The 22,913-nt window shown below is 54.5% G+C and carries 24 protein-coding genes; 10 read left to right on the top strand and 14 right to left on the bottom strand.

Annotated elements, in window-relative coordinates:
* Nucleotides 1-12: 12 nt before the first annotated feature.
* Entirely contained in the window at nucleotides 13-1,029 is a 1,017-nt protein-coding gene (gene zipA / locus ACMYSK_RS00615) for a cell division protein ZipA (RefSeq protein ID WP_434639417.1), read from the bottom strand.
* A gap of 230 nt (nucleotides 1,030-1,259) precedes the next feature.
* Between zipA and cysZ the strand changes: the two genes are divergently transcribed.
* The 5 genes from cysZ (at nucleotide 1,260) to crr (ending at nucleotide 6,153) form a co-directional block, all read left to right on the top strand.
* Nucleotides 1,260-2,021, top strand: coding sequence for a sulfate transporter CysZ (gene cysZ, locus ACMYSK_RS00610; protein WP_434639415.1), 762 nt, complete (start codon nucleotides 1,260-1,262; stop codon nucleotides 2,019-2,021).
* 199 nt (nucleotides 2,022-2,220) lie between these two features.
* The gene (gene cysK, locus ACMYSK_RS00605; protein WP_004865450.1) at nucleotides 2,221-3,192 is read left to right on the top strand and encodes a cysteine synthase A; all 972 of its coding nucleotides are present in this window, start codon (nucleotides 2,221-2,223) and stop codon (nucleotides 3,190-3,192) included.
* 379 nt (nucleotides 3,193-3,571) lie between these two features.
* A complete protein-coding gene (gene ptsH, locus ACMYSK_RS00600; protein WP_000487600.1) occupies nucleotides 3,572-3,829 on the top strand; it encodes a phosphocarrier protein Hpr in 258 nt (85 codons plus the stop codon).
* Nucleotides 3,830-3,873: 44 nt separating this feature from the next.
* Nucleotides 3,874-5,601 (top strand): phosphoenolpyruvate-protein phosphotransferase PtsI, encoded by a 1,728-nt coding sequence (gene ptsI, locus ACMYSK_RS00595; protein WP_434639414.1) that lies wholly within the window; start codon nucleotides 3,874-3,876, stop codon nucleotides 5,599-5,601.
* A gap of 42 nt (nucleotides 5,602-5,643) precedes the next feature.
* Complete coding sequence (gene crr / locus ACMYSK_RS00590; RefSeq protein WP_003861316.1) at nucleotides 5,644-6,153, top strand: PTS glucose transporter subunit IIA; 510 nt, start codon at nucleotides 5,644-5,646, stop codon at nucleotides 6,151-6,153.
* A gap of 41 nt (nucleotides 6,154-6,194) precedes the next feature.
* Here the strand turns inward: crr and ACMYSK_RS00585 are convergent, their stop codons facing one another.
* Nucleotides 6,195-6,434 carry a cytoplasmic protein gene (locus ACMYSK_RS00585; RefSeq protein ID WP_434639413.1) on the bottom strand — a complete coding sequence of 80 codons (240 nt, stop codon included), beginning with the start codon at nucleotides 6,432-6,434 and terminating at the stop codon, nucleotides 6,195-6,197.
* The gene (gene pdxK / locus ACMYSK_RS00580; protein ID WP_434639411.1) at nucleotides 6,431-7,297 is read right to left on the bottom strand and encodes a pyridoxine/pyridoxal/pyridoxamine kinase; all 867 of its coding nucleotides are present in this window, start codon (nucleotides 7,295-7,297) and stop codon (nucleotides 6,431-6,433) included. Before pdxK ends, ACMYSK_RS00585 begins: the two co-directional genes overlap by 4 nt.
* Before the next feature lie 82 nt (nucleotides 7,298-7,379).
* Between pdxK and ptsJ the strand changes: the two genes are divergently transcribed.
* From ptsJ to ACMYSK_RS00565, 3 genes are read left to right on the top strand one after another with little or no spacing between them, the layout of a single operon-like run.
* Nucleotides 7,380-8,675, top strand: a complete 1,296-nt coding sequence (gene ptsJ / locus ACMYSK_RS00575; protein ID WP_434639409.1) for a transcriptional regulator PtsJ — start codon at nucleotides 7,380-7,382, stop codon at nucleotides 8,673-8,675.
* A 14-nt stretch (nucleotides 8,676-8,689) separates the two neighbouring features.
* Entirely contained in the window at nucleotides 8,690-9,406 is a 717-nt protein-coding gene (locus ACMYSK_RS00570) for a type 1 glutamine amidotransferase (RefSeq protein WP_434639407.1), read from the top strand.
* Nucleotides 9,407-9,421: 15 nt separating this feature from the next.
* Nucleotides 9,422-9,823 carry a YybH family protein gene (locus tag ACMYSK_RS00565; protein ID WP_434639405.1) on the top strand — a complete coding sequence of 134 codons (402 nt, stop codon included), beginning with the start codon at nucleotides 9,422-9,424 and terminating at the stop codon, nucleotides 9,821-9,823.
* Here the strand turns inward: ACMYSK_RS00565 and cysM are convergent.
* The 10 genes from cysM to ACMYSK_RS00515 all read right to left on the bottom strand — a co-directional run bounded on the left by cysM (nucleotide 9,820) and on the right by ACMYSK_RS00515 (nucleotide 18,521).
* The gene (gene cysM, locus ACMYSK_RS00560; protein WP_434639403.1) at nucleotides 9,820-10,731 is read right to left on the bottom strand and encodes a cysteine synthase CysM; all 912 of its coding nucleotides are present in this window, start codon (nucleotides 10,729-10,731) and stop codon (nucleotides 9,820-9,822) included. The genes ACMYSK_RS00565 and cysM overlap by 4 nt on opposite strands.
* Nucleotides 10,732-10,850: 119 nt before the next feature.
* Nucleotides 10,851-11,945 (bottom strand): sulfate/thiosulfate ABC transporter ATP-binding protein CysA, encoded by a 1,095-nt coding sequence (gene cysA, locus ACMYSK_RS00555; protein ID WP_434639401.1) that lies wholly within the window; start codon nucleotides 11,943-11,945, stop codon nucleotides 10,851-10,853.
* On the bottom strand, nucleotides 11,935-12,810 hold the full coding sequence (gene cysW, locus ACMYSK_RS00550; RefSeq protein ID WP_434639399.1) for a sulfate/thiosulfate ABC transporter permease CysW: 876 nt from the start codon (nucleotides 12,808-12,810) through the stop codon (nucleotides 11,935-11,937). The genes cysA and cysW overlap by 11 nt, the downstream gene beginning before the upstream one ends.
* Nucleotides 12,810-13,643 carry a sulfate/thiosulfate ABC transporter permease CysT gene (gene cysT, locus ACMYSK_RS00545; RefSeq protein ID WP_434639397.1) on the bottom strand — a complete coding sequence of 278 codons (834 nt, stop codon included), beginning with the start codon at nucleotides 13,641-13,643 and terminating at the stop codon, nucleotides 12,810-12,812. Before cysT ends, cysW begins: the two co-directional genes overlap by 1 nt.
* Entirely contained in the window at nucleotides 13,643-14,659 is a 1,017-nt protein-coding gene (locus ACMYSK_RS00540; protein WP_434639395.1) for a sulfate ABC transporter substrate-binding protein, read from the bottom strand. Before ACMYSK_RS00540 ends, cysT begins: the two co-directional genes overlap by 1 nt.
* Nucleotides 14,660-15,070: 411 nt before the next feature.
* On the bottom strand, nucleotides 15,071-15,802 hold the full coding sequence (traT, locus tag ACMYSK_RS00535; protein WP_434639393.1) for a conjugal transfer complement resistance protein TraT: 732 nt from the start codon (nucleotides 15,800-15,802) through the stop codon (nucleotides 15,071-15,073).
* Between the two features lie 227 nt (nucleotides 15,803-16,029).
* The gene (locus tag ACMYSK_RS00530) at nucleotides 16,030-16,929 is read right to left on the bottom strand and encodes a Dyp-type peroxidase (RefSeq protein WP_434639392.1); all 900 of its coding nucleotides are present in this window, start codon (nucleotides 16,927-16,929) and stop codon (nucleotides 16,030-16,032) included.
* A gap of 93 nt (nucleotides 16,930-17,022) precedes the next feature.
* Nucleotides 17,023-17,598 carry an RpoE-regulated lipoprotein gene (locus tag ACMYSK_RS00525; protein ID WP_434639390.1) on the bottom strand — a complete coding sequence of 192 codons (576 nt, stop codon included), beginning with the start codon at nucleotides 17,596-17,598 and terminating at the stop codon, nucleotides 17,023-17,025.
* A 61-nt stretch (nucleotides 17,599-17,659) separates the two neighbouring features.
* On the bottom strand, nucleotides 17,660-18,109 hold the full coding sequence (locus ACMYSK_RS00520) for a DUF2919 domain-containing protein (RefSeq protein ID WP_434639388.1): 450 nt from the start codon (nucleotides 18,107-18,109) through the stop codon (nucleotides 17,660-17,662).
* Nucleotides 18,096-18,521 (bottom strand): GNAT family acetyltransferase, encoded by a 426-nt coding sequence (locus ACMYSK_RS00515; protein ID WP_434639387.1) that lies wholly within the window; start codon nucleotides 18,519-18,521, stop codon nucleotides 18,096-18,098. The genes ACMYSK_RS00520 and ACMYSK_RS00515 overlap by 14 nt, the downstream gene beginning before the upstream one ends.
* A gap of 210 nt (nucleotides 18,522-18,731) precedes the next feature.
* Between ACMYSK_RS00515 and amiA the strand changes: the two genes are divergently transcribed.
* Nucleotides 18,732-19,607 (top strand): N-acetylmuramoyl-L-alanine amidase AmiA, encoded by an 876-nt coding sequence (gene amiA / locus ACMYSK_RS00510; protein WP_434639385.1) that lies wholly within the window; start codon nucleotides 18,732-18,734, stop codon nucleotides 19,605-19,607.
* Complete coding sequence (hemF, locus tag ACMYSK_RS00505) at nucleotides 19,604-20,503, top strand: oxygen-dependent coproporphyrinogen oxidase (RefSeq protein WP_434639383.1); 900 nt, start codon at nucleotides 19,604-19,606, stop codon at nucleotides 20,501-20,503. The genes amiA and hemF overlap by 4 nt, the downstream gene beginning before the upstream one ends.
* A 77-nt stretch (nucleotides 20,504-20,580) precedes the next feature.
* On the opposite strand, the gene maeB is transcribed toward hemF, so the two are convergent.
* Entirely contained in the window at nucleotides 20,581-22,860 is a 2,280-nt protein-coding gene (gene maeB / locus ACMYSK_RS00500; RefSeq protein ID WP_434639381.1) for an NADP-dependent oxaloacetate-decarboxylating malate dehydrogenase, read from the bottom strand.
* Nucleotides 22,861-22,913 lie beyond the last annotated feature (53 nt).

Genomic DNA, 22,913 nt, shown 5'->3' with positions numbered 1-22,913 from the left:
GCCGGGAAAAAATCAGGCGTTAGCCTCTTTAACTTCACGAATACGATCTTGATATTCGCGCAGTTTTTGCGGGGTCATCATCCGACGCTGATCGTCCAGCACCACACCACCGACTTCATCGGCAATATACTGTGCGGATTGCAGCATCAGTTTAAAGTTTTGCAGTTCATCACCAAACGACGGCACCTGCATAAAGATCGTCACGCCAGGGGTGGTCATGTCCGCCATACCGTCAGGATTGAAGGTACCAGGTTTAACCATATTCGCCAGGCTGAACAGAACCTGGCCGCTGCCGTCCGGGCTGAGATGGCGGTGAAAAATATTCATATCGCCAAATTTAAAGCCCGCCTGCTGGATGCTGTTGATCAGCACTTCGCCGTTAATCTGCGTGCCCTGATGCGCGGAAACGTTCATCACGATAACCGTCTCTTTACGCTCTTTTGGCTGCGGTGCCGGCTGCGGCTCGGCGGCCTGAGGTTCAGGCGCCGGCTGAGGCTGAGCGGCAGTTGGCTGTGATGCCGGCTGCTGCACAGGAGCTGGCTGCGGCGGCGCACTCTGCACGACCGGTTGCTGAGGCTGGTATTGCGGCGGCACGGGCTGCGGCTGCGCAACAGGCTGCGGTGGCTGCTGCACCTGAGGCGGCTGCACATGAGGTTGTTGCACCTGATGCTGCGCGGGCTGCTGCCGTACCGGCTCTTCCGCACGCGCAGGCTGCTGCTGCACCTGACGTTCGTAAGGGGGCTGATATTGGTGTTGCGGCGGCGCCTGGCGAGGTGCTTCTTGCTCCCCATGCACGCCATTAGGGGCGTGGTTAACCCGGTGAACGCGAACTTCACCTACGCCTTCAACATCGTCATCGAAGTCATCGTTCTCAGACTCTTCGTCATCGCGAGACTTCATACGTTTCAGTGGGCGATCGCGAAACATCGAGGAACGTTCTTTACGGCTGGTCCAGAAACCGTGTACCAGTAAAGCGAGTATGGCGATCGCGCCAACAATGATTAATATCAGACGCAAATCCTGCATCATTATATTCTCTGTTGTTCTAACACCTTGCCACCACGGCAAACATTTACTTACTAAGAGTATTTGTCGATTACGTCGAGTGCAAGTGCGTCTACCGCTTTCACTACATAAAGATGAACTAAATCGTGCTTTTTGCTGTTTTTTCGAACATTTCCTAACTGGTTATTGTCTGGCAACCCGATAAAATAAGCGGGCATTCAGTTAGGATGTCAAAAGAGGAGCATCGCCTGACCATGGTTTCAACATCTACATCTTCCCCGCGTAGCGGCGTCTACTATTTTTCGCAGGGCTGGAAACTGATCGGGCTGCCGGGAATTCGTCGTTACGTTTTTCTGCCTCTGTTAGTCAATATTGTCCTGATGGGCGGCGCCTTCTGGTGGCTGTTCACTCGCCTGGATAGCTGGATTCCATCCTTAATGAGTCATGTACCGGAATGGTTACAATGGCTGAACTATCTGCTGTGGCCCATCGTGGTCATGTCGATCCTTCTGGTGTTTGGTTACTTCTTTTCCACGATAGCGAACTGGATTGCGGCACCGTTTAGCGGTCTGCTCGCAGAACAGCTGGAAGCCCGCCTGACCGGCTCCACACCGCCGGACGTTGGGATTTTTGGCATCATGAAAGATGTGCCGCGCATCATGAAACGCGAGTGGCAGAAGTTTTCCTGGTACCTGCCACGCGCAATCGTTCTGCTGATTCTCTATTTTATTCCCGGAATCGGGCAAACGCTGGCGCCGGTGCTGTGGTTCCTGTTTAGCGCATGGATGCTGGCCATTCAGTACTGCGACTATCCATTCGATAACCATAAGGTCCCGTTTAAAACCATGCGCGAGGCGCTGCGTACCCGTAAAGTCACCAATATGCAGTTTGGTGCCCTGACCAGCTTATTTACGATGATCCCGATACTGAACCTGGTCATATTGCCGGTCGCCATTTGCGGTGCTACGGCCATGTGGGTCGATTGCTATCGCGATAAACACGCCATGTGGAAATAGTCCCTTTTCCTGTCACTCGATGCTTCAGGCCAACAAAGACGTGGCCTGAAGCATAACGGCTATATACCGCTGCTTATTCCTTCTGGCTCACCATTATTTCCCTTCCGAATATAGATATGCTAAATCCTTACTTCCGCATATTCTTTAAGCGGGTATGCTGGAGCCGTACTCCCAAATTTCATACAGTTAAGGACGGGCCATGAGTAAGATTTTTGAAGACAACTCCCTGACTATCGGCCACACGCCGTTAGTACGACTGAACCGAATCGGTAACGGGCGCATCCTGGCAAAGGTGGAATCACGCAACCCGAGCTTTAGCGTAAAATGCCGAATTGGTGCCAATATGATTTGGGATGCCGAAAAACGCGGCGTACTGAAAGCAGGCGTTGAACTGGTTGAACCGACCAGCGGCAATACCGGTATCGCTCTCGCCTACGTGGCGGCTGCGCGCGGCTACAAGCTGACGCTGACCATGCCGGAAACCATGAGTATCGAACGGCGTAAATTGCTAAAAGCACTGGGCGCTAATCTGGTACTGACCGAAGGCGCGAAGGGCATGAAAGGTGCCATTCAGAAAGCCGAAGAGATTGTCGCCAGCAACCCGGAAAAATATCTGCTGCTGCAGCAATTCAGCAACCCGGCAAACCCGGAAATCCATGAAAAGACAACCGGTCCTGAAATCTGGGAAGATACGGATGGCCAGGTTGATGTCTTTATCTCTGGCGTCGGCACCGGCGGTACGCTGACCGGCGTAAGTCGTTATATCAAAGGCACCAAAGGCAAAAAAGATCTGATAACCGTAGCGGTTGAGCCGACCGACTCTCCGGTAATCGCTCAGGCGCTGGCTGGCGTTGAACTGAAGCCTGGTCCACATAAAATTCAGGGCATCGGTGCCGGTTTTATTCCAGGTAACCTCGATCTGAAACTGGTGGATAAAGTCGTTGCCATCACTAACGAGGAAGCTATCTCCACCGCGCGTCGTCTGATGGATGAAGAAGGCATTCTGGCAGGTATCTCTTCCGGCGCGGCCGTCGCTGCGGCACTGAAGCTCCAGGAAGATGAGGCCTTTACCAATAAGAATATTGTGGTTATCCTACCTTCTTCAGGTGAGCGTTATTTAAGCACAGCGCTGTTTGCCGATCTCTTCACCGAGAAAGAACTGCAACAGTGATGCCAGCTAGCTAGCATTGTGTAAAAAAGCACCTTTTTAGGTGCTTTTTTGTGGCATACGTCAAAGTTTTACCCCTCCTGGCATTGATTCACCGCGTAGGGTCTGGTATTTAACCAACACATTTATTTTGATGCGCGAAATTATTCAAAATCGGATTTCCATAAGCTGAATCGATTTTATGATTTGGTTCAAGTCTTCCTTTCGCTGCATAATGTTTAATGACGTGCCAGACGTCCACGGCCAGATGGTCTTCACAGCGAACACGCTGCTGACACCTTAGCCAGACACGTAATGCCGGCGCTAACAATACAGGCTAAAGCCTCGCCGTTAGGCTAGACTTTAGGTCCACAACACTAAACCTATAAGTTGGGGAAATATAATGTTCCAGCAAGAAGTTACCATTACCGCTCCGAACGGTCTGCACACCCGCCCTGCTGCTCAGTTTGTTAAAGAAGCAAAAGGCTTCACTTCTGAGATCACTGTTACCTCCAACGGCAAAAGCGCCAGCGCCAAAAGCCTGTTCAAACTGCAGACTCTGGGTCTGACTCAGGGTACCGTCGTCACCATCTCCGCTGAAGGCGAAGATGAGCAGAAAGCAGTTGAGCATCTGGTAAAACTGATGGCTGAACTCGAATAAGTTCACGGGTTCTTTTTAATATCAGTCACAAGTAAGGTAGGGTTATGATTTCAGGCATTTTAGCATCCCCGGGTATCGCTTTCGGTAAGGCTCTCCTGCTGAAAGAAGACGAAATTGTCATCGACCGGAAGAAAATTTCTGCCGATAAGGTTGATCAGGAAGTCGAACGTTTCCTGAGCGGCCGCGCCAAGGCCTCCGCCCAGCTGGAGATCATCAAAACCAAAGCTGGTGAAACTTTCGGTGAAGAAAAAGAAGCCATCTTCGAAGGGCACATCATGCTGCTGGAAGATGAGGAGCTTGAGCAGGAAATCATAGCCCTGATTAAAGATAAGCACATGACTGCCGATGCGGCAGCGAATGAGATTATCGAAGGTCAGGCCATTGCCCTGGAAGAGCTGGATGATGAATATCTGAAAGAACGTGCGGCTGACGTACGTGACATCGGTAAGCGCCTGCTGCGCAACATCCTTGGCCTGGCAATCATCGATCTGAGCGCAATTCAGGATGAAGTCATCCTGGTTGCTGCCGATCTGACGCCGTCAGAAACCGCACAGCTGAACCTGAACAAGGTGCTGGGCTTCATCACCGACGCCGGTGGCCGTACCTCCCACACCTCTATCATGGCGCGTTCTCTGGAACTCCCGGCCATCGTGGGTACCGGTAGCGTCACCACGCAGGTGAAAAACGGTGATTATCTGGTTCTTGATGCGGTGAATAACCAGGTTCTGGTTAACCCGACTAACGAACAAATCGAAGAACTGCGCCAACTGCAGACTCAGGTCGCAGAAGAGAAAGCAGAACTGGCCAAGCTGAAAGATCTGCCGGCGATTACGCTGGACGGCCATCAGGTTGAAGTCTGTGCCAACATCGGTACCGTACGCGACGTCGATGGCGCTGAGCGCAACGGCGCAGAAGGCGTAGGCCTGTACCGTACAGAATTCCTGTTCATGGACCGCGACGCGCTGCCGACTGAAGAAGAGCAGTTTGCTGCCTACAAAGCGGTTGCCGAAGCGTGCGGCTCTCAGGCCGTTATCGTTCGTACCATGGATATCGGCGGCGATAAAGAACTGCCGTACATGAACTTCCCGAAAGAAGAGAACCCGTTCCTGGGCTGGCGTGCCGTGCGTATCGCGATGGATCGTAAAGAGATCCTGCGAGACCAGGTGCGTGCCATCCTGCGTGCCTCTGCATTCGGTAAGCTTCGCATCATGTTCCCGATGATCATCTCTGTTGAAGAAGTGCGTGCACTGAAAAAAGAGATTGAGATCTATAAGCAGGAACTGCGTGACGAAGGTAAAGCATTTGACGAAACAATCGAAGTCGGCGTCATGGTTGAAACACCAGCCGCGGCAACGATTGCGCATCATTTAGCCAAAGAAGTTGATTTCTTTAGTATCGGAACCAATGATTTAACGCAATATACTCTGGCAGTTGACCGTGGTAATGATATGATTTCACATCTTTACCAGCCAATGTCGCCATCTGTTCTGACGCTGATTAAGCAAGTTATTGATGCTTCTCACGCTGAAGGCAAATGGACCGGCATGTGTGGTGAGCTTGCGGGCGATGAACGTGCTACACTTCTGTTGCTGGGTATGGGGCTGGACGAATTCTCTATGAGCGCCATTTCCATCCCGCGTATCAAGAAGATTATTCGTAACACGAACTTCGAAGATGCGAAAGTATTAGCAGAGCAGGCTCTTGCTCAACCGACAACGGACGAGTTAATGACGCTGGTTAACAAGTTCATTGAAGAAAAAACAATCTGCTAATCCACGAGATGCGCGGCCCAAATTACTGCTTAGGAGAAGATCATGGGTTTGTTCGATAAATTGAAATCTCTGGTTTCTGATGACAAAAAAGACTCCGGAACTATTGAGATTGTTGCTCCGCTCTCTGGCGAGATCGTCAACATCGAAGACGTGCCGGATGTGGTTTTTGCGGAAAAAATTGTGGGTGATGGCATTGCCATCAAACCTACCGGCAACAAAATGGTTGCGCCGGTAGACGGTACCATCGGTAAAATCTTTGAAACCAACCATGCATTCTCTATTGAATCGGATAGCGGCATTGAGCTGTTTGTTCACTTCGGTATTGATACCGTTGAACTGAAAGGCGAAGGCTTCAAACGCATCGCCGAAGAAGGTCAGCGTGTGAAAGTGGGTGACCCGGTCATCGAATTCGATCTGCCGCTGCTGGAAGAGAAAGCCAAGTCGACCCTGACTCCGGTTGTTATCTCCAACATGGACGAGATCAAAGAGCTGATCAAACTGTCCGGTAGCGTAACCGTGGGTGAAACCCCGGTCATTCGCATCAAGAAGTAATTCTTGCCGCAGAAAAAATGGCGCCTTATGGCGCCATTTTTTTATCTTATGGATTTCACCGGCTGATAGCACTTCTCCCGAGAAAGCACCTTCATTCCCTCCGGACCGCTTTCCAGAATCCGCTGCTCATTTTCTGAAACCAGCAGATCGCACTGGTATCCTCCGGTTACGCCGAACAGCGACCGAGCCACACAAACATCTTCCAGGGCCTCATTACCGGTGGTGTCAAAATGACCGACAACCCGCCCCTGTTGACGGACAACCAGACGATAGCTCTTCACTCAGTCACCTCCGGCGGCGGCAGAATCAGCTCATCGCAGCCATGTCGATCGGTCCAGGTCATCACTGACAGCACGCGCTGCGCTGCGGCATGGGTCGCCGCTCCCAGCGCCAGGCCTGATACCAGACCACTGATCAACTCCGCGCAAAACAGATCGCCGGTTCCTTTCAGGTCCGTTTCAACCCGCGGATGCACAACCACTTCTACGGCATCGGCCGTCACCACCAGAACATTAATCGTCGCATTGTCCATTCCTGGCGCACTGGTGATGACGACCCATTGCAGCGAATCGGATAGCAGACTGCGCGCGGCGGCAATCGCCTCCTGCTGATGCCCGCAGGGCATCCCGCTCAGCGTTTCCAGTTCAAACAGGTTAGGCGTAATTCCCTGCGCCAGCGGCAGCAGATGGGTACGATATGCATCCGGGATTTCCGCCTTCACGTAGATCCCGCTATCCACATCGCCAATCACCGGGTCGACAAGGATACAGAGCTGCGGGTGAGATTCGCGGATCCTGCGTAACCACTGCGCCAGGCGTTCAATCTGTATCGCACTACCCATATATCCCGTGGTCACCGCCCGCAGTTCACGCAGCGCATCACGTTCTTCCAGGGCCTGCAGATAGCCCACAAACCACGCTTCCGGGATCACCCCGCCATAGAACGTATCGTAGTGCGGCGTATTACTGAATAGCACGGTCGGTACGGCCATGACCCGCAGCCCATGCTGTTTGATTGCCGGCACCGCAATGCTGTTGCCGACGCTTCCATACACGACCTGCGATTGTACGGCGACGATGTCGACCTGTAACGCCCGGCTCTTATCGTTGAAGAGCACTGATTGTATTTCGTCTTGTTGGCCCATCCCTTCTCCCCCCGCTGGACAGCGAGTCATACTCTGATTATCATTCGTCCTATGCTAAAATTCATTTTGTCATAGGTCAATAATGATCGTCGGAAAAACCGCCAGTGAGATTTTTGATAACATCCGCCACCTGGTACAAAGCGGAGTATTAAAACCCGGAGAAACTCTGCCTCCGGTTCGTGAGCTGGCTGCTGAACTGATGGTTAACCGCAACACCGTCGCGGCAGCCTACAAGCGGCTGGTCACCTCCGGGTTGGCCATCAGCCAGGGGCGCAACGGTACGGCCATCAAGGCCGTGGGTACGCCGCAGGCCCAGGAAGGCGGAGACCCCTCTTCACCGCTCAACGATATTTCCGGGGGCAACCCGGACCCTCGCCGACTACCGGATCTTACCCGCTATCTGAACCAGCTATCCCTGGCTCCGCGCCTGTACGGCGACGCCGCGGTGGAACCGAAGCTGGCAGCATGGGCACAGCGCTGGATGCACCAGGATCTGGGGATCCATACCGAGATTAACCTCACCAGCGGCGCCATTGACGCTCTGGAACGGCTGCTCTGCGCCCTGCTTCTGCCCGGCGACGGCGTTGCGGTTGAAGACCCCTGCTTCCTCAGCAGTATTAATATGCTGCGCTACGCCGGATTTAACGCGTGCCCGGTGGCAGTGGACGGCGAAGGGATGCTGCCTGGCGAACTGGAAACCGCCTTACGCAACGGGGTGCGTGCCGTGATTCTGACCCCACGCGCGCACAATCCTACCGGCAGCAGCTTCAGCGAAGCCCGGGCGACAGCTATCCGCGAGATTCTGGTCCGCTACCCGCAGGCACTGGTGATTATTGATGACCACTTCGCATTATTATCGACCGCACCCTGGCACTCGCCGCTGCCCGCCACCACTCAGCGCTGGGCGCTGGTACGTTCCATGTCAAAAACGCTTGGGCCGGATCTGCGTCTGGCGTTTGTCGCCAGCGACAGTACCACTTCGGCAGCGCTGCGTCTGCGGCTCAACGCCGGGAGTCAGTGGGTCAGCCATCTGCTGCAGGATTTTGCTTTTGCCTGCCTGAATGATGACGCATTTACTGCCTCTCTGGCGGAAAGTCGGCGCCATTATCGTCGGCAGAATGAAAAACTGGTTTCGGCCTTGACCCTCCGGGGTTTCAGCTCCCTCTCTCCGGGAGACGGTCTGAGTTTCTGGCTGCCGCTGACGGAACCAAGCCAGCCAATCGCCCTGCGTTTAGCGCGCGCCGGCTGGTTAGTCCGCGAAGGCGAAGCATTCGGTATTCGCGCGCCATCGCATGGCCTTCGTTTGTCGCTCGGCACCTTAAGCGATGACCAAATTGAGCAACTGGCTGATGATTTATGCTTCGTTCTCCAGTCCTGACGGGAGTATTGCCTATGCAGATTCATTTTATCGTCCACGAACATTTTGAAGCGCCGGGAGCCTACCTGCACTGGGCACAGGCGCGGAACTATGCCACCAGCTGGTCACGGGTTTACGCCGGTGACCCCCTGCCCGCAAACGCGGAGGGTTTCGATATGCTGGTCGTGCTCGGCGGCCCACAATCGCCGCGTACCACGCTGGCGGAGTGCGCTTATTTTGATACGCATGCTGAGCAAAACCTTATTGCTCAGGCCATTGCCGCCGGGCGCATCGTAATCGGCATTTGTCTTGGTTCGCAGCTGATTGGTGAAGCGCTGGGCGCGCCCGTCATGCAAAGCCCGGAAAAAGAGATCGGCCACTATCCCATAACCCTCACCGCGGAGGGGATGCGGGATCCCAATATCGCCCATTTTGGCTCCTCTTTGGTGGTGGGACACTGGCATAACGATATGCCTGGCATGACGCCAGGGGCAACGGTACTGGCCGCAAGCGAAGGCTGTCCGCGACAAATTGTGAAATACGGCGACCGGGTATATGGTTTCCAGTGCCATATGGAATTTGATGCTGAAGTCATTGAACGGCTTATTGCCCACTCGCAGGAGGAGCTTGAGGCCGCAAGAGGCCGACGTTTTATCCGTTCTGTGCAGGAGATGCGCAGCTGGGATTATCGCGAGATGAACCAGAAGCTAGGGGTATTTCTCGATAATCTGCTAACCAATAATCCACGCTAACCCCGGAGGGTATCTATGGTAAACCCGCAGCTAAAAGCCGCCATTGAAGCCTGCGATCGCGCTATATCGCAGGAAGATTACGACACATTGATGGACTACTATGCAGAGGATGCGCTGCTGGTGGTAAAACCGGAGATGGTCGTGAAAGGCAAAGAGAATATCCGTAAAGCCTTTCTCGCCATTGCCGACTATTTTCAGCATCGGCTGGTGGTCACTCAGGGCAAAATGGAAATTCTGGAAGGCGGCGACACTGCGTTGGTGATTATGGAAACCCGCCTGGATATCCCCACCCCGGCAGGGGAAACCACCCAGATCACGCGCCGCGCAACCTATGTTTTTCGCCAACAGGGCCAACGCTGGCTGTGTACCGTAGATAACTCCTACGGTACCGACCTGCTGGACTCTCCCGCGCTTTAAATACCCGCGCCCTGGCTGAAGTGTTCTTCGCCAAACACCCCGGTGGACAGGTAGCGATCGCCGCGATCGCACACGATCGCCACCACCACCGAACCGGGGTTTTCACGCGCTATTCGTAACGCCCCGGCAACCGCACCGCCGGAGCTGACGCCGCAAAAAATACCTTCCCGCACCGCCAGCATGCGCATGGTGTTTTCCGCATCCTTCTGGTGAATATCCAGCACCGCATCAACCAGAGACGCATTAAAAATTCCCGGCATATATTCAGCCGGCCAGCGACGAATCCCCGGAATGCTGCTCCCCTCTTCCGGCTGTAATCCCACGATGCTTACCGGCTTATCCTGTTCACGCAAAAAGCGAGAAACGCCGGTAATGGTACCGGTAGTGCCCATGCTGGAGACAAAATGGCTGATCCTCCCGCCGGTCTGCTGCCAGATTTCCGGCCCGGTCGTGGTGTAATGCGCATAAGGGTTATCCGGATTGTTGAACTGATCCAGGAGTTTCCCCTCGCCACGCTGCGCCATTTCCGCCGCCAGATCGCGCGCACCTTCCATCCCCTGCTCTTTGGTGACCAGGATCAGTTCAGCACCGTAGGCGAGCATTGCCGAGCGGCGCTCCTGGCTCATGTTGTCCGGCATCAGAAGCTTCATCTGGTAGCCTTTCAGCGCAGCGATCATTGCCAGCGCGATACCGGTATTCCCACTGGTGGCTTCTATTAAGACGTCGCCGGGCTTTATTTCACCGCGTTTTTCAGCTTCAACGATCATCGACAGCGCGGCGCGGTCCTTGACTGAACCTGCCGGGTTATTGCCTTCCAGTTTGACCCAGATTTCACTGCCGTTATCCGGTCCCATGCGCTGAAGCTTGACCAGAGGGGTATTACCGATGGTGTGTTCAAGTGTATTCACGATTTTTACTCAATAAAAAAGCCGGGTGGCGCTTCGCTTACCCGGCCTACAAGACGCAGTGATAACTGTAGGCCCGGTAAGCGCAGCGTCACCGGGCGATAAACATATTCAATAAACTATCAGGCTGACTCCGCCAGAGCAATATCCTCACGCGGCTCGATCCGTTCATTACCGTGATACAGCCGCGCATTCTGCAAGCCAACAAACAGTCGTTCCCCGCGATACGGCGCATCATCACCCGACAGCACGACGGTCAGCGGCTCGTCATACCACCCTAATGGCTGGACAACTAATTGGGTGTAGTGCCCTTTGGGACTGGCTTCCAGCACCTGTACCGGCAGCGGTGAGTCGAGGCTGGTACGCCGACTGATATCCACTTCCCAGGGGCGCAGGAACAGATCAACCGGCCCCTGATAGGTCGGGGTATAACCCAGCGGCCAACGATGCGCGCCAACGTGGAACTGGCCGCCGCGAATAATGCCTTTCAGGCGGTTAACTTCGCCCATAAACTCCAGCACAAAGCGGGTGGAGGGCTCGCGCCAGACCTGTTCCGGCGCATCGGCCTGTTCGATATTACCCTGACTCATGACCACCACGCGATCGGCCACTTCCATCGCCTCTTCCTGGTCGTGGGTTACGAACACGCTGGTAAACTTCAGCTCTTCATGCAGCTGACGCAGCCAACGGCGCAGCTCTTTGCGCACCTGAGCATCCAGCGCTCCGAAAGGCTCATCGAGCAGCAGAATTTGCGGTTCTACCGCCAGCGCACGCGCTAGCGCCACGCGCTGTTTCTGCCCGCCGGAAAGCTGTGCCGGGTAGCGATCGGCCAGATGGGCCAGCTGCACCATTTCCAGCAGCCGGGTGACTTTCGCTTTGATCCCGGCAGCGTTTGGACGTTCGCGACGCGGCAGCACCGTCAGGCCAAAAGCGATATTTTCAAATACCGTCATATGGCGGAACAGCGCATAGTGCTGGAAGACAAAACCCACTTTACGATCGCGGGCGTGCACGCGGCTCACGTCGGTACCGTGGAAACGAATGTGGCCGCTGGATTGATTCTCCAGACCGGCAATGATGCGCAGCAGCGTGGTTTTCCCGGAGCCAGACGGCCCCAGCAGAGCGACCATCTGCCCGGAAGGGATATCCAGAGAAATATCATTCAGCACCTGAGTGCGTCCAAAAGATTTCTTAATATTGACAATCTCAATGCTCATGCTTCCCCTCCAGTTGCGCGCGTTTTTCCTGATTGGCCAGACGCCATTGCAACATACTCTTTAAAAACAAGGTCAAAATAGCCATTAACGTCAGCAGCGCTGCGGCGGTATAAGAACCGACGGTGTTGTAATCCTGCTCCAGCAATTCGATTTGCAGCGGCAGCGACAGCGTCTCACCGCGAATGGAACCCGACACCACCGAGACCGCACCGAACTCGCCGATAGCACGGGCGTTAGTCAACACCACGCCGTACAACAACGCCCAGCGGATATTTGGCAGAGTGACCCGGCGGAACATCTGCCAGCCGGATGCACCGAGCAGAATTGCCGCTTCATCTTCGTTACTGCCCTGGCTCATCATGACCGGCACCAGCTCGCGCACCACAAACGGACAGGTGACGAAGATAGTGGCCAACACCATTCCCGGCCAGGCAAACATAATTTGCAGGTTGTGCTCGTCCAGCCAGCCACCGAGCGGGCCGTTCGAGCCATAGAACAACAGATATACCAGACCCGCCACCACCGGCGAGACGGCAAAAGGAATATCCAGCAGCGTCAGCAGCAGCTGGCGGCCTGGGAAGGTAAAACGCGTCACCAGCCACGCCAGCAGCGTACCGAAAATCAGGTTCACCGGTACGGTAATCAACGCGATCATTACCGTCAGCCAGATAGCGTGCAGCATGTCCGGGTTGGCCAGGTTTTGCAGTACCGGCATCAGCCCTTTGCTGAAGGCCTGGAAGAAGATATAGGCCATCGGCACGATCAAAATGAAGGCGGAAACCAACATCCCGGTGCCGATCAGGAACCATTTCCCCCAGTTGATGCGGGGGGTATCGTAACGCTTCAATTGAGTAACTTCCGCCATTAGTGACCTACCACTCGTCGACCAAAGCGACTTTGCAGGGTGTTGATGGAAAACAGCAGCAGCAGTGAAGCCGCAAGGATCACCGACGCAATCGCGCTCGCCGCCGGATAATCAAATTCCTGCAGGCGCACGAAAATCATCAGCGAGGTGACTTCAGTTTTCCACGCAATGTTGCCGGCGATAAAAATGACCGCACCAAACTCACCAAGGCTGCGGGTAAACGACAGCGCGATGCCGGCCAGCAGCGCCGGAGAGAGTTCTGGCAGCACCACTTTACGGAAACTCTGCAGGCGCGTGGCGCCCAGCGTTTCCGCCGCTTCTTCATATTCCGGCCCCAGTTCTTCCAGTACCGGTTGTACGGTACGCACCACAAACGGAATACTGGTAAACGCCATGGCAACCGCAATACCAAGCCAGGTATAGGTCACCTTGATATCAAACTTCGCCAGCCACTCGCCGTAAAAGCCGTTAACTGAAAACAGTGAAGCCAGGGTCAGGCCCGCTACCGCGGTCGGCAGTGCAAACGGCAGGTCCATCAATGCGTCAAGCAACGTGCGGCCCGGAAAGCGATAGCGCGTCAGAATCCAGGCCATCAGCAAACCAAATACGCCGTTAAAAATCGAGGCGACAAACGCTGACAGCAGCGTGACTTTATAAGCCGCCACCACCTGTGGATTCGTTACCACTTCCCAGTACTGACTCCAGCTCATCTGCGCAAGTTGCATCACCAGCGCGCTGAGGGGAAGCAGCAAAATCAAACAGACAAACAGCAGGCTGGTGCCGAGGCTCAGGGTAAAGCCCGGCAGCACGCGCTTAGACGCCGCAGCAAACATTACTTACGCCCCGCCGCCAACAGTTTGTCCAGCTCACCGCCGCTGACAAAGTGGGTTTTCATCACCTGCGGCCAGGAACCAAACTGGTCTTCGACGCGGAACAGTTCGGTCTGAGGGAATTTATCCTTCAACGTATCCATCACTTTCGGGTTGTTCACGCGATAGTAATAGTCGGTGATAATAGTCTGGGCCTGTGGGCTATAGAGCCAGTTCAGGTATGCCTTCGCCGCTTTCTCGGTTCCGTTGGCCTTCACATTTTTGTCTACCCAGGCAACCGGGAACTCCGCCAGAATGTTGACCTTCGGCACCACGACTTCGAAGCCCTGGTCCTCATACTGTTTGCGAATGTTGTTAACTTCCGATTCAAAGGTAATCAGAACGTCTCCCAGCCCGCGCTCAACGAAGGTGGTGGTCGCCCCGCGACCGCCGGTATCAAACACTTCGACGTTTTTCAGGAACTGGGTCATAAACTGTTCGGTTTTTGCTTTATCGCCACCGTCGGCTTTATCCGCCGCACCCCACGCAGCCAGATAGGTATAGCGCGCGTTGCCGGAGGTTTTCGGATTCGGGAAAATCAGCTTCACGTCCGGACGTACCAGGTCGCTCCATTCATGGATATTCTTCGGGTTTCCTTTGCGAACGAGAAACGCCATGGTGGAGTAGAACGGCGAGCTGTTGTTCGGCAGGCGGCTTTGCCAGTCGGCAGGTATCAGATTGCCTTTGTCATGCAGGATCTGTACGTCCGTTACCTGGTTATAGGTCACCACGTCAGCTTTCAGGCCCTGCAGTATGGCCAGCGCCTGTTTTGACGAACCGGCATGGGATTGTTTGATAGTCAGCTTATCGCCGGCATTATCTTTCGCCCACTGCTGTTCAAACGGCGGATTAAGGGCGGCAAACAGCTCGCGGGAGACGTCGTAAGAACTGTTGAGCAGTTCAGTCGCCTGCGCCTGCGCAACCAGCAGCACGGAAGCAGCCAGTGCCAGATATCCTTTGTTCAGTGATTTAACCGCCATTGCGCACCCTTATCAGTTTGATGACTTTCTTATAGCCATAATATTTATAACGAGTATGAAAGGAGTAACGGTTTTATATACCGTTTGGCGATTTGGAAGTCGAAAAGAGAATAAGGGCCGGGCAGGGCTCAAACACGACAGGACCAGGTAGCAGCAACCGGCACGCCAGGATACGCCAGGGGTTCTTCCATTGCGTCCCGGACAGCGCCAGACAAACCGGTCGTACTCATCCTTCTGAAATCTTGTGCGCTACCCAGAGCTGTTCGTCCCGTTAGCTGGTGGGGGCGGTTCATTTAAAATATCAATAATACCAGAAGGCCGTCGCAGAACACCGAATAATAAAGCCACGAAATAAACACATGGCTACTCATATAATAAAAAAATGGCCCGCACTGACGGGCCGATAAATAATTATAAAATATTGGCAATCGATTTTGCCAACTGTTCTTCCAGAACCGGCTGAGCTTCCGGGAACTTCAGATTAACTTTATTCGCATTAGAGACGACCCGCGTTTGATATTTATGCTGATTGCCTTGCTGCGTACTGGTCTGTATTTTCGCCCCTGACCTTCCCTGGCGTAATACCGCGACATTATCCGTACGGACTTTAACGCTGCTTCTTTCCGCGATTTGAATATCGGTAATCATAGTGAAGTTCACATCTTCCACCATCGCATCTGCGGCCATCCCCACCAGCCCGGCGGCCAGACCGACGCCTAACGTCGCACCGGCCGAATGGGAGTTATAGGCAGTAATCCCTGCCCCCAACGCCGCGCCGGTTGCAGCCCCTTCGTATCCGCGGCTCAGCCAGCCCTGGGACTCGCGGAGGTCCATTTTATCCGCCTTCAGCACGTTGGCCTGGATCCAGTAGCCGGCGCTATCGGGGTTAGTCACCACCTGGTACCCGCGTGCCGTCACCGCGCTGGCAATTTTTGCCTGTAGCCCGCTCATGTCTTTATCCGACGTATTTTTTATTTGCAGATATACCGTGCGGTTATTTGTCGGTTCGAGCCAGATCGTTTCGCTCATTTGGGTTTTGACTTCCAGATTGCGTTTTTTTATGACGGTATTCACCGCACCACATCCGGAAAGCATGAATACCGAGCCGATGACCAGCACGGCCAGAGATTTATTAAGAGTCATACTGAATCCTTGTATCTTAATTAATAAAAGAGGTGAATGTATTAATTTATTATTACCTGCGTGCGGATTCACTATAACGAATAATGTGCGAAGTGAAAATGAAAACGAGCGGTTAAAAAATACTGGAGTTATTCATGGAGAATAATAAAAAGCGGAATATTCGATACTCAATAAGGAAACCTCCCGATCGGAAAACCGACCGGGAGAGAGGTGCCGGTGCTTGTAGCTTACAGCGCCTGGATACGATCCAGCGACGGTGCGAAGTAGTAGCCGCCGGTGACGGGTTTTGTAAAGCGCAGCATGGCATCACGCTTGCCGTCTGTATCACCAAACATGCTCAGCAGCTGCTGTTCAATGTTATAGATACGCGCGCAGTACGCGCAGAAATAGAGGCCATGCGTGCCACTGGCGGTGCCGTAAGGCAGGCTCTGGCGCACAATCTTCAGCCCTTTGCCGTCCTCTTTTAAGTCAACGCGGCTCAGGTGCGAGGTTGCCGGGCGATCGTCACCGTCAATTTCTTCGTTGGCTTCTTTCGTCCGGCCAAACATCATTTCCTGGTCCGGAACGCTCATGCGGTTCAGCTGTTTGAGGTTATGCTCCCAGCGCTGAACGAACACGTAGCTGCCGCCGGCATCTACGCCATCTTTAATGATCGCCACTTCACTGCGGGTCTCAAGGCCTGCCGGGTTTTCGGTGCCGTCGACAAAACCGCTCAGATCACGTTCTTCAATCCAGCGGAAACCGTGAACTTCTTCTTTCACTTCAATCACATCGCCAAAGGCCGCCATGGCTGCCTGAGCAACGGAGAAGTTCACCTCATGACGTGCAGAGAGGATGTGAATCAGTACGTCGTACTGCGTAGACGGCGCCAGGCCCTTTCCGTACACCGGGAAATCTTTAAGCTCTTCGGCACCCACGCCGCCGCTCAGCTCACGCCAGACGGTGTTGCCAAATGCAACTACCGCCCCCAGCTGTGCATCCGGGAATTTCGTTTGAAAGGTGGCTAATTTATCGACAAAAACTTTGCTGGCTTCGCGCAGGGCATTGACGTCCCCTTTGACATTGGCTTCAATCCAAATCGCCGCACGGCAATGTTCCGGCAAAATGCCGCTCTGAACCTGAGACATCGCTCCTCCTGAATGATACAACCACAACGCTGTGGCACTTTTATCGCGCTATTGTACCCGTTTTTTCCCTGTGCCGTGTCTCTTCAGATCAAATTAGCGGTGCCAGATAATTTTGCTGATTTTCCAGTTTTTCAGCGTGTCGTCCGAAGGCATCAGCTCCTCCGGGCCATTCCAGTGGCCGGTAAAGGCATAGCTGATATGCTGACTGCCGTCGGCTTTACACTCCACCACGGCGCCATTGTCGCTTGCCCCTTTCTGACAATTGCCAAAGGCTTTGCTGTACAGTTCACTAAATGGCGTACCGACCTTTACACCGCGATCGGTTTTAATCTCGCTGTCCCGGACTTCGATACGGTTGATAGTTCCCGCATCGCCGTTAATTGTCATCGCGACGTTGTCATCTTTCAGCGCTTCAAAGTAGCGTACGATATTGCCGTTGGCAGTTTTCATCCCGCTGCGCAGACGATAGCTCCCGCCCAGCGCGTCGCTAATGGCCTGTTCATTCAGCGGCGTTGCGGCCGTCAGGTTGCCCACCCCCTGCTCGGTCACTTCCATTGAGGAACCAAACCAGTTCCACGGATAGGCTGCTGACCAGTTGACGGCGCTCAGGGTGGAGCAGCCGGTTAACGCCAGCGGTACGGCGCAGAGAAGTAAACGTAGCGATTTCATGACACGGTCCTTTCTTGTTTATTTGACGCCTGTTGGAGTGCGGGATCGGCAAAAAGTGCCGTTAAACCCGATCTTCCTGAAAACAGGCTTTCAGCCGGCGGCTGGCTAACAGCCACCAGAAGGCATAGATATCAGCGAGCAGCAGGCCGATAGTCAGCATCGAAGGCGATTCGCCGCTTAGCCATAGCAGGGGTTGCCAGAGCAGCAGCAGCGCCTGTGAAAGCACCAGCATCCAACGCATCAGCGGCCAGAGACGGGGAAAGCGCTGCCGCTGTCCGCTCACGATAAACGCCAGTACCGCCGGTATCCCCGGCAACAAGCCTAGCCAGAAATTATCATGATCGGGATAAAACAGGTTCAGCAGCACATCGCCCTGCTGGCGCGAGGCTCCCGCCATAATAAACAGTACCCAGGTTCGCGCCTGTAGTAGCAGTACGCACCAGAATATAAACGGCAGCCTGAGCCGCCCGTGCGCATCGAAATCAGCGGGGGTAAACTCAGTATTCTTCATCTTCAATTAAACGCTTGCCCAGGCTGAGCACGTCCGCATATTCATAGCCAAGCCGCTCATACATCCCCTGCACCACGTCGTTATCGTCACGAACCATGATATTAATTTTTGGGCAGCCGCGGGCGATCAGCTTTTTTTCCAGCCGGTTCAGTAGCGCATTGGCAATACCGCGGCCGCGATATTCCGGATGAACGCCGAGGTAGCAGGCAGAACCGCGATGACCGTCATAGCCCCCCATCACCGTGCCGACGACTTCGCCATTTACTTCCGCGACCAGAAACAGGCTGACATCGTGGTTAACCTTACGCTCAATGTCCATTTCCGGGTCATTCCACGGACGCAGAAGCTCACAGCGCTCCCACAGCGTAATCACTTCCTCGAAATCCTGCTGGCGAAAAACGCGTATCTCCATGGTATTCCCCATTTTTCAGGCTTAAAAACAGCGATTATGGCGTGATTTTAGCGGATAGCCAATATCAGGCGAAATGAAGCGGAAAAAATGACATAATACGCCCTGTCATGTATTGAAATGAAAAGTAAAACAATTCTTGTTTTGAATGGTCGTAACGGAAAACGCGATACGATATAACACCAGGTACCACTTGTTTGCAATTCAGGCCGAATGAGCACTTTTAAACCATTAAAAATACTTGCTTCGCGCCGCCAGGTGCTGAAAGCAGGACTGGCTGCCATGACGCTCTCCGGAGTTTCATCGCAGGTCATCGCAAAAGAACAGCCGTTGACGACGTCCAATGGCCACAGCAAACCCGCGGCGAAAAAGGCGGGCGCAAAACGCATCGTAATGCTCGACCCCGGGCATGGCGGTATTGATACCGGCGCCATCGGCCACAACGGCTCGAAAGAGAAGCACGTCGTACTGGCGATTGCCAAAAACGTACGCAGCATCCTGCGTAACAATGGTATCGACGCGCGCCTGACGCGTACCGGCGATACCTTTATCCCGCTGTACGACCGCGTGGAAATCGCCCATCAGCACGGTGCGGATCTCTTTATGTCGATTCACGCCGACGGCTTCACCAATCCCAGCGCCGCTGGCGCATCGGTATTTGCCCTCTCCAACCGCGGGGCAAGTAGCGCCATGGCGAAATACCTGTCCGATCGCGAAAACCGCGCCGATGAGGTCGCGGGTAAAAAAGCCACGGCGAAAGACCATCTTTTACAGCAGGTACTGTTTGACCTGGTACAGACCGATACCATTAAAAACAGCCTGACGCTGGGCTCGCATATTCTGAAGAATATTAAGCCGGTGCATAAGCTGCATAGCCGCAACACCGAGCAGGCCGCGTTTGTGGTTCTGAAGTCGCCGTCTATCCCGTCCGTGCTGGTTGAAACCTCATTTATCACCAACCCGGGCGAAGAAAAACTGTTGGGTACCACCGCGTTCCGGCAGAAAATCGCCAGCGCGATCGCTTCTGGTATTATCAGCTACTTCCACTGGTTCGATAACCAGAAGGCCCATTCGAAGAGACGTAAATGAAGCCCGACGCACAACAGGTAAAACGCTATCTCCTCCAGCTCCAGGAGACCATTTGCCAGAAACTGAGTGCCGTCGACGGCGGTGAATTTGTCGAAGACAGCTGGCAGCGCGAAGGCGGCGGCGGTGGCAGCAGCCGGGTTCTGCGCGATGGCGGCGTGTTTGAGCAGGCTGGCGTTAACTTTTCCCACGTTCATGGCGACGCCATGCCGGCTTCGGCAACGGCGCATCGCCCGGAACTCGCCGGTCGCAGCTTTGAGGCCATGGGGGTTTCGCTGGTGGTACATCCGCGAAATCCCTATGTGCCCACCAGCCATGCCAACGTGCGTTTTTTCATTGCTGAAAAGCCCGGCGCAGAGCCGGTGTGGTGGTTCGGCGGTGGGTTTGACCTGACGCCTTTCTACGGCTTTGAGGAGGATGCCGTTCACTGGCATCGTACGGCTCGCGATCTGTGTCAGCCGTTCGGCGAAGAGGTCTATCCACGCTATAAAAAGTGGTGCGATGATTACTTCTATCTCAAACATCGTCATGAGCAGCGCGGGATTGGCGGCCTGTTTTTTGACGATGTGAATACCCCGGATTTTGATCACGCCTTCGCCTTCATGCAGGCGGTGGGCAACGGCTACACCGATGCCTGTCTGCCAATAATTGAACGACGCAAAGACATGCCATACGGCGAACGCGAGCGGAATTTTCAGCTCTATCGTCGCGGCCGCTACGTGGAGTTCAATCTGGTGTGGGATCGAGGAACGCTGTTTGGTCTGCAGACCGGCGGGCGCACGGAGTCGATATTAATGTCGATGCCGCCGCTGGTGCGCTGGGAGTATGACTACCAGCCGGAAGAAGGCAGCCCGGAGGCTGCCCTGAGTGAGTTTATTCAGGTCCGCGAGTGGGTTTAATGCCGGGCGGCGCATTTGCCTGCCCGACCTACGTTGCTCTGTAGGCCGGGTTAGCGCAGCGTCACCCGACACATCCCTTAAAGCGGCTGAGTCTGGGCCTCAACCACCGCCAGCGCGACCATATTGACGATACGGCGTACGGAAGCGATCGGCGTCAGAATATGCACCGGCTTCGCTATGCCCATCAGCACCGGCCCAACGGTCACCCCTTCCGAACTGGAGACGCGCAGCAGGTTATAGCTAATGCGCGCGGCTTCCATATTTGGCATCACCAGAATGTTGGCAGAGCCTTTCAGCGGGCTGTCCGGCATCCGCTCATGGCGAATACTTTCCACCAGCGCAGCATCACCGTGCATTTCACCATCGATCATCAGATCCGGCGCCAGCGCTTTCACCCGCGCCAGCGCCTCACGCATTTTGCTGGCTGACGGGCAATCAGAAGAACCGAAGTTGGAGTGCGACAGTAGCGCCACGCGCGGTTCAATACCAAAACGACGTACGCTTTCCGCCGCCATCAGCGTGATTTCTGCCAGCTGCTCCGGCGTTGGATCGTTGTTAACGTAAGTGTCGGCAATAAAGGTATTCCCGCTTGGCAGCAGCAGCGCATTCATAGCCCCTGCCGTACTGACGCCATCGCGGTAGCCGAACAGCGGCTGAACCACCCCATAATGCTCATTGTAGTCACCGATAGTGCCGCAGATCATCGCATCCGCCTCACCACGGTGCACCATGATTGCGCCAATGACCGTCGTATTCGCAATCACTGCCCGCTGCGCCTGTTCCTGGGTTACGCCGCGGCGTTTCATAATCTGGTAATACTCGCTCCAGTACTCTTTAAAGCGCGGATCGGATTCGTTATTCACAATCTCAAAATCAACACCGGCTTTGATCTGTAGCCCCAGCTTCTGGATACGCATTTCAATGACGCTCGGACGGCCGATCAGGATCGGTTTTGCCAGACCCAGCGACACCAGTTCCTGCGTCGCATGCAGAACGCGCGTCTCTTCGCCTTCCGCCAGCACCACGCGCTTAGGCTCTTTGCGCGCCTGCGAGAAGATTGGCTTCATGAACAGGTTGGTTTTGTAGACAAACTCACTGAGCTTCTCAATATAGGCATCGAAGTCAGCAATCGGCCGCGTGGCCACACCGGAGTCCATCGCCGCTTTGGCAACTGCCGGTGCGATCTTGACGATCAGGCGCGGATCGAACGGTTTCGGAATAATATATTCCGGGCCAAAGCTCAGATCCTGATCGCCGTAGGCAGAGGCGACCACTTCGCTTTGTTCAGCGTGCGCCAGTTCGGCAATCGCGTGGACCGCAGCCAGTTTCATCTCTTCGTTTATCGCCGTGGCACCAACGTCCAGCGCGCCGCGGAAGATAAACGGGAAGCACAGGACGTTGTTAACCTGGTTCGGGTAGTCAGAACGCCCGGTGCAGATAATCGCGTCTTCGCGGACTGCCTTCGCCAGCGGCGGCAGAATCTCCGGTTCCGGGTTCGCCAGCGCGAGGATCAGCGGCGCGCGGGCCATTTTCTTCACCATTTCCGGCGTCAGCACTTTCGGGCCTGAGCAGCCAAGGAAAATATCCGCGCCGTCAATGACGTCATCCAGAGTACGTTTGCCGTCATCCTCTACCGCATAGGCCGCTTTGGTCTCTGCCATATTAGGCTCACGGTCTTTATAGATAACGCCTTTGGAGTCGCAGACCACGATATTGTGTTTCTGCATTCCCAGCGCCACCAGCAGATTCATACAGGCAATAGCCGCTGCGCCCGCACCGGATACCACCATCCGAATGTCGGAGAGATTCTTCTCAACTACCCGCAGGCCGTTGATAATCGCGGCGGTACTGATAATGGCCGTACCGTGCTGATCGTCATGGAAAACCGGAATGTTCATACGCTCGCGCAGCTTTTGCTCGATGTAGAAGCACTCAGGCGCTTTGATATCTTCAAGGTTAATGCCGCCGAAGGTCGGCTCCAGCGCCGCAACGACATTAATAAATTTATCCGGGTCCAGTTCATCGACTTCGATATCGAACACATCAATACCGGCGAATTTTTTAAACAAAACGCCCTTGCCTTCCATCACCGGCTTACCGGCTAGCGCACCGATATTCCCCAGTCCCAGCACCGCGGTACCGTTGGAGACAACGGCCACCAGGTTGCCACGGGCGGTATATTTGTAGGCGGCCAGCGGGTCTTTCTCTATTTCCAGACAAGGTGCCGCCACGCCCGGCGAGTAGGCCAGCGCCAGATCGCGCTGCGTCGCAAGAGGCTTCGTGGGGACAACCTGAATTTTCCCGGGAACGGGAAACTCATGGAAATCGAGGGCGCTTTGTTTCAACTGCTCATCCATTTTATTTTTCCTTTCACGTATCGGTCGTAGGGGGTGGAGCGTAATGACTATCC

Origin of the sequence: Klebsiella sp. I138 (assembly GCF_051131765.1) — a bacterium.
GTDB lineage: Bacteria > Pseudomonadota > Gammaproteobacteria > Enterobacterales > Enterobacteriaceae > Klebsiella.
This window is presented reverse-complemented; position numbering and strand designations above follow the sequence as displayed.

Coding starts and splice junctions, on each gene's coding strand:
- ACMYSK_RS00570 (WP_434639407.1), top strand. CDS start 8,690: ATGCAGATTCATTTTATCGTCCACGAACATTTTGAAGCGCCGGGAGCC.
- ptsJ (WP_434639409.1), top strand. CDS start 7,380: ATGATCGTCGGAAAAACCGCCAGTGAGATTTTTGATAACATCCGCCAC.
- ptsI (WP_434639414.1), top strand. CDS start 3,874: ATGATTTCAGGCATTTTAGCATCCCCGGGTATCGCTTTCGGTAAGGCT.
- ACMYSK_RS00565 (WP_434639405.1), top strand. CDS start 9,422: ATGGTAAACCCGCAGCTAAAAGCCGCCATTGAAGCCTGCGATCGCGCT.
- ACMYSK_RS00530 (WP_434639392.1), bottom strand. CDS start 16,929: ATGTCTCAGGTTCAGAGCGGCATTTTGCCGGAACATTGCCGTGCGGCG.
- cysA (WP_434639401.1), bottom strand. CDS start 11,945: ATGAGCATTGAGATTGTCAATATTAAGAAATCTTTTGGACGCACTCAG.
- ACMYSK_RS00515 (WP_434639387.1), bottom strand. CDS start 18,521: ATGGAGATACGCGTTTTTCGCCAGCAGGATTTCGAGGAAGTGATTACG.
- cysZ (WP_434639415.1), top strand. CDS start 1,260: ATGGTTTCAACATCTACATCTTCCCCGCGTAGCGGCGTCTACTATTTT.
- pdxK (WP_434639411.1), bottom strand. CDS start 7,297: ATGGGCCAACAAGACGAAATACAATCAGTGCTCTTCAACGATAAGAGC.
- zipA (WP_434639417.1), bottom strand. CDS start 1,029: ATGATGCAGGATTTGCGTCTGATATTAATCATTGTTGGCGCGATCGCC.
- cysW (WP_434639399.1), bottom strand. CDS start 12,810: ATGGCGGAAGTTACTCAATTGAAGCGTTACGATACCCCCCGCATCAAC.
- amiA (WP_434639385.1), top strand. CDS start 18,732: ATGAGCACTTTTAAACCATTAAAAATACTTGCTTCGCGCCGCCAGGTG.
- hemF (WP_434639383.1), top strand. CDS start 19,604: ATGAAGCCCGACGCACAACAGGTAAAACGCTATCTCCTCCAGCTCCAG.
- maeB (WP_434639381.1), bottom strand. CDS start 22,860: ATGGATGAGCAGTTGAAACAAAGCGCCCTCGATTTCCATGAGTTTCCC.
- cysT (WP_434639397.1), bottom strand. CDS start 13,643: ATGTTTGCTGCGGCGTCTAAGCGCGTGCTGCCGGGCTTTACCCTGAGC.
- ACMYSK_RS00520 (WP_434639388.1), bottom strand. CDS start 18,109: ATGAAGAATACTGAGTTTACCCCCGCTGATTTCGATGCGCACGGGCGG.
- ptsH (WP_000487600.1), top strand. CDS start 3,572: ATGTTCCAGCAAGAAGTTACCATTACCGCTCCGAACGGTCTGCACACC.
- traT (WP_434639393.1), bottom strand. CDS start 15,802: ATGACTCTTAATAAATCTCTGGCCGTGCTGGTCATCGGCTCGGTATTC.
- cysK (WP_004865450.1), top strand. CDS start 2,221: ATGAGTAAGATTTTTGAAGACAACTCCCTGACTATCGGCCACACGCCG.
- ACMYSK_RS00525 (WP_434639390.1), bottom strand. CDS start 17,598: ATGAAATCGCTACGTTTACTTCTCTGCGCCGTACCGCTGGCGTTAACC.
- crr (WP_003861316.1), top strand. CDS start 5,644: ATGGGTTTGTTCGATAAATTGAAATCTCTGGTTTCTGATGACAAAAAA.
- ACMYSK_RS00540 (WP_434639395.1), bottom strand. CDS start 14,659: ATGGCGGTTAAATCACTGAACAAAGGATATCTGGCACTGGCTGCTTCC.